A 12,815-nucleotide genomic window follows, 5' to 3' on the forward strand; every position below is an offset into this window, starting at 1 on the left:
GATAGGATGTTTATGGCTATTGCGAACAATAAAAAAGCATTTCACGATTTTTTCATTGAAGATAGGATTGAAGCCGGTTTGGTCTTGGAAGGCTGGGAAGTCAAAGCAATCCGCGCCGCGCGCGTACAGCTTAAAGAGAGTTATATCTATTGGAAAAAAGATGCGTTTTATCTGGTCGGCTGCCATATTACCGCGTTGCCCACAGCCTCGACACACATCAAACCTGATGCCACACGCCCGCGCAAGCTCTTGTTAAAACAGTCGGAAATCAACAAATTAATCGGCAAAACCGAACGTGCAGGTTACACTATCGTGCCGCTGGATTTGCATTTTTTGCGCGGAAAAATCAAGATGGAAATCGGTTTGGCAAAAGGTAAGAAACAGCACGATAAACGACAGAGTATGAAGGAAGCCGACTGGAAACGTGAAAAACAGCGGTTGATTAAGCATACGCGCTGATGGGGGATGCGGTTTCAGACGGCATTTGAACAATGCCGTCTGACGGTTGTTTGGACAATGGTGTTGAAATACGAAACGGAAAAACAGGGCGGTTGCACTGTTTTCTATTTGCGTAAAAGATGCGGATGACGGGAAGCGGAAAAACGGAAATGCCTGTCTTTGGCGAAATCGTAAACGTTGCTGACTGCCCTGATATGGTGGGGTGGTTCTTTTCCTTGTTTCAGACATTCGCGCGCTATTCTCCGTAATTTCCGGTTGGCAAGACGTTTGTCCTGTTTTTCGCTGACTGCCGTGGTTATAGGGGAAAAGGGGTGTTTTCTGTAACTTTTACTCATGATGGTCTCCCAGGTTGAAATACCTAGGTTTCCTTGAGTGCGATTCCGTACTTTGTCTTCATTAAAGTTTCCGTGATGTTTGAAATATGTTTAGTAAATGCTGACCAGCACATTGCTATTTGAATGCCGGGCGGTTTTGTAAAAATTGCCGATTTTGTAAAAGTAGTCGGTAATTTCTTCTTTTATATCATCAATTTCATCTTCATAATCCCAAATGTCGGGGTAGATATGATGCTCTTTGCACACCTGCATACTGAAATGCTCCATTGCGCTTTTTATGTCGAAGCCTTCCAAAGCTGAGATGATTTCATGGATTTGGGCGGATTCGATATAAGCGGCGTATCCGTCGCCGTCCGAAATGGGTGCCGTTCCGACGATTGATTCGGATAACAGATTGCCCTTTAAGGGATTTTCTGCACTTGTTCCGGTCAGTACAAAATGCAAAACATCCCACATTTTATCGATGTCGAGGCAGACGGCAGCCTCATCCTCTAAATCTTCCAGTTCTTCAAACAATTCTTGCCATTCGGTATCGGTGTTTTTAAGCAAAGCCAGTTTTTCATTATCGACCAGTTGATAGGTTGCTGTCATTCCCATGATATTTCCTATAATTTCATTTTGAATCAGTTATTTATGAAAGAAGTTTGTCCGGGTTCATGATGTTATATGGATCAAGGTGTTGTTTGATGCTTTTCATCAGGGCAATTTCGGCAGGTGTGCGTACTTTGTCCAGCCACTGTTTTTTGATGATACCTATGCCGTGTTCTGCGGCAACTGTACCATTGCAGGCAAGAACGTTGCAATAGACTGTGCTGTTGATGTCGTTTTCGTAACGATAGACTTCATTGCTGAGGATTTCGGGCAGGAAAGTATTGTAGTGCAGGCTGCCGTCGCCCAGATGTCCGAAGCAGACGATTTGTATGCCTTTGAAATTCTGTTCCAAATCTTTGGCGCACCGGCGGACAAAGTCGGCAACGCGCCCGATAGGGACGGCAATATCGTGTTTGATGCTGGTTCCCAGTTTGCGTTGCGATGCGGAGATGTTTTCGCGCAACGCCCACATATTGATACGTTCTTGTTCGCTTTGTGCCAATACGCTGTCGGTAAAGCCTTTTTCGTACAGGAACTCGGCAAGTTGTCCGTCAAGGTTACCGTTTGGCAGAGAGTCGGTCAACTCAAGTAAAATATGCCATTCTGAATGTGTCGGCAGGGGGAGTTTGCTGAATTCGGAAGACAACTCGGCGGCAAAACGGCCGACCAGTTCAAAACTGCATAGGCGTTCGGCAAAGTGAGCTTGGGTTTCGGTCAGCAGGCGGACGGCGGATTCGATGTCGGGAATGCCGACCCATGCCGTTGCCTTGTCCGAGGGACGGGCAAAAAGCTTGAGCGTGGCGGTAGTGATGATGCCCAGTGTGCCTTCGCTGCCGATAAACAGATGGCGCAAATCGTAACCCGTGGTGTTTTTGTGTAGCGGGTGAAGATGGGAAATCAGTTCGCCGTTTGGCAGGACAATTTCCAGTCCGATGACCAAATCGCGCATTGTGCCGTAGCGTAATACGTTCAATCCGCCGGCGTTACAGGCGATGTTGCCGCCGATTTGGCACGAGCCTTCGCTGGCGAGACTGAGTGGAAACAGCCTGTTTGAGGCTTCGGCTGCCTGTTGGACGGTTTGGAGTACGGAACCTGCTTCGACGGTTATGCAGTTGTCTGACAAATTGATGCTGCGGATGCGGTTGAGTTTGGAAAGGTTCAGCAATACGCCGTTTTCCGATACTGCCGCGCCGCACAAACCGGTATTGCCGCCTTGCGGCGTAACCGGAATGCGGTGTTCGTAACAAAAACGCATAATGGTTTGCACGCTTTCAACGCTGCGCGGCTGCAAAATGATGTCTGGTGCAGACGTAAAGCGGTTGCGCTGGTCTTTTAAAAGCGTCGGAGAAGGTTCGGCAATTTCATCTGCCGGCAGGAGTCGGGAAAATTCGGTATGAAGGTCAGGCATGTTTGTCGGAAGGGTAGGGAGGAGATTGAGGAAGGGAATCTGATGCCGTCTGAAAAATCAAAAAAGCAGGATACTGAACGTATCCTGCTTTTTTGCAAGCGGAAAATGCTTATTTTGCAGCTTCGGAAGCAGGAGCTTCAGCAGCAGGAGCCTCAGAAGCGGCAGCTTCGGCAGCAGGAGCTTCAGCGGCAGGAGCTTCAGAAGCGGCAGCTTCAGCGGCAGGAGCTTCGGAAGCAGGAGCTTCAGAAGCGGCTGCTTCGGATGCAGGGACTTCGGCAGCAGGAGCTTCAGCAGCTTTTTCACCGCCGCAGGCAGCCAAAGCCAAAGACAACAAAGCAGCGGCAAACAGGGATTTTTTCATTTTAGTAACCTTTAAAATCAATTTAAATTATTGAAACAAATAGGTCTTTGTCGACCATACTACAAACTGGGTTGGAAATTCATTGCTGAATTTTGCGTAATTATGCACCATGGAATAAGGGATTGCAATGTCGTACAGATGGGAAAAAAGGTTTGAATGAAAAGTTTTCTGGCGGGCGGATTGATAAATCCTGTAAAACGGTTTTACTGTTAAAAATTCGATAGGGATGAATATTATAGAGATTAATATAATTCAGTATCTTGTATGATTTATTAAGGCGGATTGGGAAAGTCGGCAGACAGGTCGGAATGGTTTTTAAGAATGTTGTAAAAAAGTTACACCATAATAAAATAACAAAAATTTACATTGAAATATGTGCCGTACAGTTTATGAACAGGTTAACGGTAATCGGCCGGCGCGGCGGTTGTGTTAGAATGCGCCTGTAATCAATCTGCTGTTCCTGAAAGGACAAATATGGCTATCGTGAAGAATTCCGTGGTTTCGCTGCATTATGAGATGTATGATGCCAACAATCAGCTTTTGGACAAAACCGAAGAGCCGATTGCGTATCTGCACGGCGGTTACGACGGCATTTTCCCTTTGGTGGAAGAGGCGTTGCACGGTAAGGATGCCGGCGATACGGTCGATGTGGCGCTGTCGCCCGACGATGCGTTCGGCGAGCAGGATCCGGAGTTGGTCCGTATTGAAGATGTGGGCGTGTTCCCTGTTGAAGTCGAAGTCGGCATGATGTTTGAAGCCGACGATCCTGAAACCGGCGATGTTGTCGTCTATCGTGTAACCGATGTTGTCGACGGCAAGGCGGTGGTGGACGGCAACCATCCTTTGGCAGGCATGAAAATCCGTTTTAAGGCTACGGTTGAAAGTGTGCGCGATGCATCTGATGAGGAAATCGCACACGGACATGTCCATGGCCCGCACGGTCATCACCACCACTGATTGTCGGCAGCTTGGAGGTATCTGATGCCGTCTGAAAAGGGTTTGTTCCATTTCAGACGGCATTTTGTTTGATGGATGGAGAAGGTATGTCGGTTGGGCATTATGAAAATTTTCCCGTCGGTTCGCTGATTTTGCCGCGCAGGTTGAGGAAGCCGGTTCATGCGGTGTATGCGTTTGCACGGACGGCGGACGATATGGCGGACGAGGGCAGTATGCCGTCTGAAGCCAGGTTGGCGGGGTTGGAGGGTTTGCGGCGCGAGTTGGACGTGTTGGCATCGGGCGACCGGTCGGCGCATCCTTTGATTGCACGATTGGATGCCGAGGCGGTTGTGCCGTTCGGTTTGGATTTGCAGCCGTTTTATGATTTGCTTTCGGCGTTTTCGCAGGATGTGGTCAAAACGCGGTACGCGCATTTCGGCGAGCTGGTCGATTATTGCCGGCGTTCCGCCAACCCTGTCGGACGCATTATGCTGGCTTTGTACGGGAAAACGGATGCGGTGTGCGTGGCGCAAAGCGACGGTATCTGTACGGCTTTGCAACTGGTGAATTTTTGGCAGGATGTGGCTGTGGATTGGCAAAAGGGCAGGGTTTATATTCCGCAGGACGATTTGTTGAAATTCGGTGTTTCTGAGGAACAGATCGCGGCAGGACGGGCGGATGCGGCGTTTCAGCGGCTGATGGCGTATGAGTGCCGACGCGCATTCCGTATGCTGAAGGCGGGTTCTCCTTTGGCGCGCGAATTGAAAGGGCGTATCGGTTTGGAACTCCGTATGATTGTGTTGGGGGCGCAGTTGATTTTGCAGAAACTGGACGCGTGCCGATACGATGTGTTTGCACAACGCCCCGTTTTGGATAAGAAGGATTGGTTGATTATGCTGAAACGCGCGTTGTGGAAATGATTGGGGGAAATGAATGCCGTCTGAAAGGGGTTGTTCCGCTTCAGACGGCATTTTGCAGGCGGTTGGTATGGTCAGGCGATTTCATGCGGGTTCAACCTGGCTTGATCTTCTGCACCCAAGCCGATGAGTTTGCGCAGTCGTGTCATGTAGAAATTGACATCCAAACCGGTGCCGTAGCGTTGCGCCGTCCACAGTGTTTCCGCCAGTGCCTCCATCATTTCGTGTTCGGCTTCCAGCCAGCCGCGTTTGGCGCACAAGGTGTCGTGGATGGCGCGTATGCCGTGCGGCTGGTCTATGCCCGCCTGTTCTTGGACGGACAGATGCAGCGACATATGCAAGAAGGGGTTGCTTTCGCCGTTTTCGGGCAGCCAGTCGGTGTCCAGATGGTCTTCGATGCGTTCGAGATAGCGGTGGTATTCGGGATGGGCTTCGACAATGCGGAGGGCTTTCTGTTCCAGTGCGCTCAGTTGCAGCGGATTGAGCCGCTGCTGCCACACGCGGGCGAAAAAGCGGCGGACATCGTGGGTGTTTACATCGTACATAATGTGTTCGGCAAAAATGCGTATAGGCTGGGACAATGGGGGTTTTACATAAATTAAATCTTACCGTCAACCTTACCTTTTATAATGTGGACAAATTATTTGTCTGAAACGGATTCGATTATGAAAAAACTGATTTGCCTGTTCGCCGTATTTTTGATGTTGTGCGGACGGGCTTTCGCGCTGGATGCGAACGAACTGCTGCCGCCGGAAAAGGCATTCGTGCCGGAGCTTGCCGTTGCCGACGACGGTGTGAACGTCCGTTTCAAGATTGCCGACGGATACTATATGTATCAGGCGAAAATCGTCGGCAAGACCGATCCGGCGGATTTGTTGGGACAGCCTTCTTTCAGCAAGGGTGAAGAGAAGGAAGACGAGTTTTTCGGCAGGCAGACGGTTTACCATCACGAAGCGCAGGTTGCTTTTCCTTATGCAAAGGCTGTCGGCGAACCGTATAAATTGGTTTTGACCTATCAGGGCTGTGCCGAAGCCGGCGTGTGCTATCCGCCCGTGGATACCGAGTTTGATATTTCCGGCAACGGCACTTACCATCCGCAAACCGACGAACCGGCATCCGCCAAAGACCGCTTTTTGCAGCCTTCCTCTCAAAACGGCAGCGGGGCGTTGCAGCCCCCGAAGGGGGACGAGGGCGGCGACAGCCGTTTCAAGCTGTCTTGGGATACGCTCAACGCCAACCTGTTGGCGTTTTTTCTCGCCGGTTTGGGTCTGAGTTTTACCGCCTGTATGTATCCCCTGCTGCCGATTGTTTCCAGTATCGTGGTCGGCGACAAAAAGGCAGGCAAGGCGCGGGCGTTTGTGCTGTCCGTCGTTTATGTTCAGGGTTTGGCTCTGACTTATACGCTGGTCGGCATTGTTGCCGGACTGACGGGCGCGTTGCTGACCGTATGGTTGCAGCAGGCTTGGGTCGTGTTGGCGGCATCGGCTTTGATGGTCGTCTTGGCACTGTCTATGTTCGGGCTGTTCAACATCCAGCTTCCCAACGCCGTGCAGTCGTATTTCCAAAACCAGAGCAGCAAACTTTCAGGCGGTAAAATCGTTTCCGTCTTTATTATGGGCATTCTGTCCGCGCTGATTGTCGGGCCGTGCGTCGCCCCGCCGCTGGCATTTGCTTTGGGCTACATCGGTCAGACGGGCGATGCGGTTTTGGGCGGTTTGGCACTTTACACTTTGGCGTTGGGCACCGGCGTTCCGCTGATTGCCATCGGCACGTTCGGCGGGCATATCCTGCCTAAGGCGGGCGATTGGATGAATGCCGTCAAATACGCATTCGGCTTCATCCTGCTAGCCGTCGCCGTTTACCTTGCCACACCGCACTTGCCCTATTATCTCGTCGTCGCGCTGTACACGCTGCTGATGCTGGTTCCTGCCTGTATGCTGCTGGTCAACGGACGCAGGCAGAAACGCCGTCCGAAAGCTGTGGCATTCGCATTGGGCAGCATATTGCTGATAGGCGGCGCGTGGTTCGGCTGGCAGGGCGCAAACGGCAAAACGACCGCGCTGCACCATTTCCTGACCCTCAATCCGCCGGCCAAAGCAGGCAAATCTTCGGAACACGGCAAAATGTTTGCCGATACTGCCGCGCTGAAGGCGGCGATGGATACGGCGTTGAAAGAACATCCCGACAAACCCGTCGTTTTGGATTTTTATGCCGACTGGTGCATTTCCTGCAAAGAAATGGCGGCTTACACGCTCAATCAGCCGGAAGTGCATCAGGCGGTCGATATGGAACGCTTTTTCCAAATCGACGTAACCGCCAACACGCCGGAGCATCAGGCGTTGTTGAAAGAATACGGTCTGTTCGGGCCGCCGGGCGTGTTTGTCGTCCGAGCCGACGGCAGCCGCAGCGAGCCGCTGCTGGGTTTTGTCAAGGCAGACAAGTTTATCGAGTGGTATGAGCAGAACCGCTGATTCCGATGTTTCAAATGCCGTCTGAATGTTCAGACGGCATTTTTGTCAGAAAGGAAAACGGCAATATCCGCTATACACACGGAAGCAGTCCAAAGATGTGAAAACTATGTGTATAAGTCGGTTTGATTATTGAAATTAAAAGATAAAAATACAATGATTAAAAAATAGGCATAAGAAAAGATAAACACAGCCGGTGTTTGCCGGTGTGTGTATCTTTTGTGGGTAAATGTTTTAAGAATATGTATTTTATAGAGAATAATAGACTGATTAAAAAATAGTCAGTCATCCGGCAGGAATGTGTGCTGGCAAACGTAATGCCTCGGCGGCGTAAAGTGCCGTATCGTTCGGACGCAGGGGGCAGAAAAAAACTGCCTCCGTTTCCGGAGGCAGTTCGCGTGAGGATAAAACCTTACAAGCCGCTCAAACGGGCGGTATCGTGGGCAATCATCAGCTCTTCGTTAGTCGGAATGACCACGGCAACGGCTTTGCTGTCGGCAGTGGTAATCACGCCGGCGTTGCCGAAGCGGGCTTTCAGGTTGGCTTCTTGGTCGATGTTCAGACCGAGGAAGCCCAAGTAGCCGATCACGCGTTCGCGGATGATGTCGGAGTTTTCGCCGATGCCGCCGGTAAAGACCAGTGCGTCCAAGCCGCCTGCGGCAACCGCCATACTACCGATGTATTTGGCAAGGCGGTAGATAAACATATCCAAGGCCAATTTCGCACCTTTATGCCCCTTGGCGGCTTCTTCTTCAATGGTGCGGCAGTCGTTGGACAGGCCGGAAATGCCGAGCAGGCCGGATTTTTTGTTCAGCATTTCGGTGATTTGGGCGATGGTCATATTGGCGTTTTCGGCGAGGAAGCCGAATACGGAAGGATCGATGTCGCCGCTGCGCGTACCCATTACCAGCCCTTCCAGCGGGGTCAGGCCCATACTGGTGTCGCGTGATTCGCCGTTGGCGACGGCGGTGATGGACGCGCCGTTGCCCAAGTGGGCAATAACCATACGCAGGTCTTTTTTGTCTTTGCCGAGGAAGCGCGCGGTTTCGTCGGCGACGAAGCGGTAGCTGGTACCGTGCGCGCCGTAGCGGCGCAGGCCGTATTTTTCATAGTATTCTTGCGGAATGGCGTATTTGTAGGCGTGTTCCGGCATGGTTTGGTGGAAGGCAGTGTCGAAAACGACGACGTTGGGCAGGCCTTTGAAAATGCTTTGTGCGGCACGCAGACCCAAGAGGTGGGCGGGGTTGTGCAGAGGGGCGAGCGGGATGCATTTTTCGATGCCGGCAATGACTTCGTCGTCAACGAGGATGGATTCGCTGTACAGTTCGCCGCCGCTGACGACGCGGTGGCCGATGGCGCCGATGCGGCTGTCGAGGCCGTGGGCTTTGAGTTCTTCCATCAGGGCTTCGACCGCGCCGGTGTGGTCGGGGTGTGCGGACAGATCGACTTTGTGTTTTTCGCCGTTTACTTTGAATGTAATGTAGGCATCGGGCAGGTTAAGTTTTTCGGCAAGGCAGCTCAGCAGGACTTCGCCGCTGCCGTTATCCAGGACCGCGCCTTTGAGGGACGAGCTGCCGCAGTTCAAAACCAAGATTAATTTTTGGGACATTTTCTTACTCCGGAAAGTTTCAGACGGCATCGGAATCGGTCCCGGATACTAACCAAGCCCGTGCCGAATCCGTTTTGCCTTCCTTGGTGGGAAAGTAGTGGGACCGTCTGAAACGGTTGATGAATAAAAACGCACTATTTTATCAAAAAACCGTTGCGGCTGCTTGGCTTAATCGGGCGTTTGCGTGAAAATGGCGGAAGTCGGGTATTTTGACGGGGAAGGGAAAATATGCGGTTTGCCGGTGTTTTTCGAGGTTGCGGAGAGGATTCTTTGCATTTTTCCCATTCAAGCTGGTACATTCGCCCTGTTTTTAGTTGATGCCGTCTGAAAAAGGCGGATGGGGGATTTATGCATTATTTCAGTATCCATACCCAATCGGGACAGCATATAGGCTTTTTCATCCTGCTTGCCGACGATGAGTCGGAGGCGCGGCCGCAGAGCGGGCGTTTTGCCGTTAAATTGGAAGATGGGGCGGGCAACCATGTCCTGTCGCCGTTTGCCCAGACGGAAATTCCCCAATATTGGCGTGTCGTCAAAGACCGTATCGAGCTGTTTTTTGACGAAGCGGCCGTAGGGACTTTACGCAATGAGTATTTGAACGTGTCGGGGCAGACTTTTATTCTGACCGACCTGACCGGAGCGGTGTAATGGAAAGTATGTTTATATTGGTGCCCATCAGCATCATTTTGGCGTTTGTCATCGGCTGGTTTTTCTGGTGGTCGGGTAAAAACGGACAGTTTGACGATTTGGAAGGGCCGGCGCACCGCATTTTGATGGATGATGATTCGACAAGTAAGCTGATTGAAAAGAAAGAGGAAAAAGATGAACGCTGAGCAGGGTGTCCGGGGATTGTGCAAAAGCCGCCGTTTCGCCCCGCTTTTCGCTACGCAGTTTCTCGGCGCGTTCAACGACAATGTGTTCAAAACCGCGCTGTTTGTGATGATCGGGTTTTACGGTTTGGGGCAAAACGGCTTCCTGCCTGCCGGACAGATGTTGAACTTGGGCGCGCTGCTGTTTATTTTGCCGTATTTCCTGTTTTCCGCGCTGTCGGGGCAGTTGGGCAACAAATTCGACAAGGCCGTTTTGGCACGTTGGGTCAAGGTGCTGGAAATCATCATTATGGCGGTGGCGGCATACGGGTTTTATATCCGGTCTGCCCCGCTACTCTTGCTCTGTTTGTTTTGCATGGGCGCGCAATCGACGCTGTTCGGCCCGCTGAAATACGCCATCCTGCCCGATTATCTCGACGACAACGAGCTGATGATGGGCAACAGCCTGATTGAATCCGGTACGTTTGTCGCCATCCTGTTCGGTCAGATACTGGGGACTGCGGTGGCAGGTACGCCGCCTTGTATTGTCGGGATACTGGTTTTGCTGGTCGCCGTCGGAGGCACGGTTAGCAGCCTGCTTATGCCGTCCGTACCTGCCAAGGCTGCCGATACCCAAATCGAGTGGAATATTGTCCGGGGTACAAAATCCCTGCTTCGTGAAACGGTGCGGCACAAGCCCGTTTTTACCGCCATTATCGGTATTTCGTGGTTTTGGTTTGTCGGAGCGGTTTATACCACGCAACTGCCGACCTTTACCCAAATCCATCTGGGCGGCAACGATAATGTTTTTAACCTGATGCTTGCTTTGTTTTCCATCGGTATTGCCGCCGGTTCGGTACTGTGTGCCAAGTTCGGCAGGGAACGCCTGATGTTGGCTTGGGTAACGGTTGGTGCGTTCGGTTTGACGGTTTGCGGCCTGGTTTTGGTGTGGCTGACGCACGGTCATCGTTTTGAAGGGCTGAACGGCATTTTCTGGTTCCTGTCGCAAGGATGGGTATACCCCGTCATGCTGGTGATGATGCTGATCGGCTTTTTCGGCGGCTTCTTCTCCGTTCCGCTCTATACTTGGCTGCAAACCGCCAGCAGCGAGACTTTCCGCGCCTGCGCCGTTGCCGCCAACAATATCGTTAACGGCATCTTTATGGTTGCCGCCGCCGTTTTGAGCGCGGTGTTGCTGTTTTTGTTTGACAGCATTTCACTGCTGTACCTGATTGTCGCCTTGGGCAATATTCCGTTGGCGGTATTTTTGATTAAGCGCGAAAGGCGGTTTTTAGGCGCGGCGGCAATCGGGGAAAAACGGTAAATGCCGTCTGAACAGCCTGCACCGAAATACACAATCCGCCTGCCCAATGTTGTGAACACACTGTGAATAAGTGGGTTTGCCCATTGAAATGAAAACAGAAAAATACATTGCTTAAAAAATAATCAATTTACGAAGATAGAAGAAAGACACCGATATGACGACACGCCAAATCATCCTAGATACCGAAACCACCGGCCTGTATGCCGACGGCGGCGACCGTTTGGTCGAGTTTGCCGGTTTGGAAATGGTCAACCGCCAAATGACCGACAAAAACCTGCACCTCTATGTCCACCCCGAGCGCGATATGCCCGAAGAGGCGGCACGCGTCCACGGCTTGACGATACAGGTTTTGGAAGAGAAAAACGCGCCGCCGTTTGCAGAGGTCGGCAGGCAGATTGCCGATTTCCTGCGCGGTGCGGAACTGATTATCCACAATGCCAAATTCGACGTGGGCTTCCTCAATATGGAGTTTCGCCGGATGGGGCTGCCGACCGTCGAGGAGCTCGGCTGTACCGTTACCGATACCCTGGCGATGGCGCGCGAAATGTTCCCCGGGCAGAAAGCCAGCCTGGATGCCCTGTGCAACCGTTTTTCCGTCGACCGCAGCAAGCGCGTCCTGCACGGCGCATTGATTGACTGCGAACTTTTGGGTGAAGTCTATCTGGCGATGACGCGGCGGCAGTTCGACCTGATGGGGGAGGACGAAAAGGAAGAACCGGCAGCCCAACCTGTCGTATCTGCCGAAATGAAACGCAGTGCCAAGCTGAAAGTGGTTAAGGCGGATGAGGCCGAACTGGCGGCGCACGAAAAATACCTCGACGGCTTGGGCGAGTCCTGTATTTGGCGCAAGGAGGCCGTGCCGTCTGAAAACGGCGGGGAAAACGCATGAAGCGCAAAAATATCGCGCTGATTCCCGCCGCCGGCATCGGGGCGCGTTTCGGTGCGGACAAACCCAAGCAATATGTCGAAATCGGCGGAAAAACGGTTCTGGAGCATACGGTTTGCATTTTTCAAAATCATCCGTCTATCGATATGACGGTTGTCATCGTATCGCCGGAAGATGTCCTTGCCGATGGTTTTCAGACGGCATTTGCCGGTGTGGAAGTCTGGAAAATCGGCGGGCGGACACGTGCCGAAACTGTCCGCAACGGTGTGGAAAAACTGTTGGAAACCGGCTTGGCATCGGCGGATGACAATATTCTGGTACACGATGCCGCCCGATGCTGCCTGCCGTCTGAAGCCCTGACGCGTTTGATAGAACAGGCGGGCAACGCTGCCGAAGGCGGAATTTTGGCAATTCCCGTTGCCGATACGCTCAAGCGCGCAGAAGGCGGACAAATCAGTGCTACTGTCGACCGTTCGGGGCTTTGGCAGGCACAAACGCCGCAGCTTTTTCAAGCGAGTTTGCTGCACCGCGCATTGGCTGCGGCAAACTTGGAAGGCATTACCGATGAAGCGTCCGCCGTAGAAAAACTGGGTGTGCGTCCGCTACTGATACAGGGCGACGTGCGCAATTTGAAATTGACGCAGCCGCAGGACGCATACATCGTCAGGCTGCTGCTCAATGCCGTCTGAACTTCAATTCAAAACATCAGGAA

At 52.0% G+C, this 12,815-nt stretch carries 15 protein-coding genes; 9 read left to right on the forward strand and 6 right to left on the reverse strand.

Annotation, left to right across the window (positions count from 1 at the left end):
• Positions 1-12: 12 nt before the first annotated feature.
• A complete protein-coding gene (gene smpB / locus KEM39_RS00955; protein ID WP_114936095.1) occupies positions 13-459 on the forward strand; it encodes an SsrA-binding protein SmpB in 447 nt (148 codons plus the stop codon).
• Between the two features lie 104 nt (positions 460-563).
• On the opposite strand, the gene KEM39_RS00960 is transcribed toward smpB, so the two are convergent.
• The 4 genes from KEM39_RS00960 to KEM39_RS00975 all read right to left on the reverse strand — a co-directional run bounded on the left by KEM39_RS00960 (position 564) and on the right by KEM39_RS00975 (position 3,154).
• The gene (locus KEM39_RS00960) at positions 564-794 is read right to left on the reverse strand and encodes a hypothetical protein (RefSeq protein WP_118997279.1); all 231 of its coding nucleotides are present in this window, start codon (positions 792-794) and stop codon (positions 564-566) included.
• A 90-nt stretch (positions 795-884) separates the two neighbouring features.
• Positions 885-1,385 (reverse strand): YfbM family protein, encoded by a 501-nt coding sequence (locus tag KEM39_RS00965; protein WP_240002728.1) that lies wholly within the window; start codon positions 1,383-1,385, stop codon positions 885-887.
• 40 nt (positions 1,386-1,425) lie between these two features.
• A complete protein-coding gene (locus KEM39_RS00970) occupies positions 1,426-2,793 on the reverse strand; it encodes an FAD-binding oxidoreductase (protein WP_118997277.1) in 1,368 nt (455 codons plus the stop codon).
• 109 nt (positions 2,794-2,902) lie between these two features.
• A complete protein-coding gene (locus KEM39_RS00975; protein WP_030002141.1) occupies positions 2,903-3,154 on the reverse strand; it encodes a hypothetical protein in 252 nt (83 codons plus the stop codon).
• 474 nt (positions 3,155-3,628) lie between these two features.
• Between KEM39_RS00975 and KEM39_RS00980 the strand changes: the two genes are divergently transcribed.
• Both KEM39_RS00980 and hpnC read left to right on the forward strand, forming a co-directional pair.
• Entirely contained in the window at positions 3,629-4,111 is a 483-nt protein-coding gene (locus KEM39_RS00980; RefSeq protein ID WP_025457789.1) for an FKBP-type peptidyl-prolyl cis-trans isomerase, read from the forward strand.
• Positions 4,112-4,197: 86 nt separating this feature from the next.
• Positions 4,198-5,010 carry a squalene synthase HpnC gene (gene hpnC, locus KEM39_RS00985; protein ID WP_192886304.1) on the forward strand — a complete coding sequence of 271 codons (813 nt, stop codon included), beginning with the start codon at positions 4,198-4,200 and terminating at the stop codon, positions 5,008-5,010.
• Positions 5,011-5,081: 71 nt separating this feature from the next.
• Here hpnC and KEM39_RS00990 read toward each other — a convergent pair whose 3' ends face one another.
• Positions 5,082-5,552, reverse strand: a complete 471-nt coding sequence (locus tag KEM39_RS00990) for a DUF1841 family protein (RefSeq protein WP_002223573.1) — start codon at positions 5,550-5,552, stop codon at positions 5,082-5,084.
• A gap of 84 nt (positions 5,553-5,636) precedes the next feature.
• Here KEM39_RS00990 and KEM39_RS00995 point away from each other — a divergent pair, with 84 nt between their 5' ends.
• Entirely contained in the window at positions 5,637-7,478 is a 1,842-nt protein-coding gene (locus tag KEM39_RS00995) for a protein-disulfide reductase DsbD family protein (RefSeq protein WP_118997275.1), read from the forward strand.
• Positions 7,479-7,887: 409 nt separating this feature from the next.
• Here KEM39_RS00995 and KEM39_RS01000 read toward each other — a convergent pair whose 3' ends face one another.
• Positions 7,888-9,084: an acetate kinase gene (locus tag KEM39_RS01000; RefSeq protein WP_211709482.1), complete on the reverse strand. Its 1,197-nt coding sequence runs from the start codon at positions 9,082-9,084 to the stop codon at positions 7,888-7,890.
• Between the two features lie 348 nt (positions 9,085-9,432).
• Here KEM39_RS01000 and KEM39_RS01005 point away from each other — a divergent pair, with 348 nt between their 5' ends.
• From KEM39_RS01005 to ispD, 5 genes are all read left to right on the forward strand, one after another.
• Positions 9,433-9,732: an HLGFF motif protein gene (locus KEM39_RS01005; RefSeq protein WP_211709470.1), complete on the forward strand. Its 300-nt coding sequence runs from the start codon at positions 9,433-9,435 to the stop codon at positions 9,730-9,732.
• A complete protein-coding gene (ccoS, locus tag KEM39_RS01010; RefSeq protein WP_211709471.1) occupies positions 9,732-9,917 on the forward strand; it encodes a cbb3-type cytochrome oxidase assembly protein CcoS in 186 nt (61 codons plus the stop codon). Before KEM39_RS01005 ends, ccoS begins: the two co-directional genes overlap by 1 nt.
• Positions 9,907-11,217, forward strand: coding sequence for an MFS transporter (locus tag KEM39_RS01015; RefSeq protein ID WP_211709472.1), 1,311 nt, complete (start codon positions 9,907-9,909; stop codon positions 11,215-11,217). Before ccoS ends, KEM39_RS01015 begins: the two co-directional genes overlap by 11 nt.
• Positions 11,218-11,371: 154 nt before the next feature.
• Positions 11,372-12,106, forward strand: coding sequence for a DNA polymerase III subunit epsilon (gene dnaQ, locus KEM39_RS01020; RefSeq protein ID WP_114935532.1), 735 nt, complete (start codon positions 11,372-11,374; stop codon positions 12,104-12,106).
• Positions 12,103-12,792, forward strand: a complete 690-nt coding sequence (ispD, locus tag KEM39_RS01025) for a 2-C-methyl-D-erythritol 4-phosphate cytidylyltransferase (protein WP_211709473.1) — start codon at positions 12,103-12,105, stop codon at positions 12,790-12,792. Before dnaQ ends, ispD begins: the two co-directional genes overlap by 4 nt.
• Positions 12,793-12,815 lie beyond the last annotated feature (23 nt).

This window comes from Neisseria sp. Marseille-Q1983 (assembly GCF_018224585.1).
GTDB lineage: Bacteria > Pseudomonadota > Gammaproteobacteria > Burkholderiales > Neisseriaceae > Neisseria > Neisseria polysaccharea.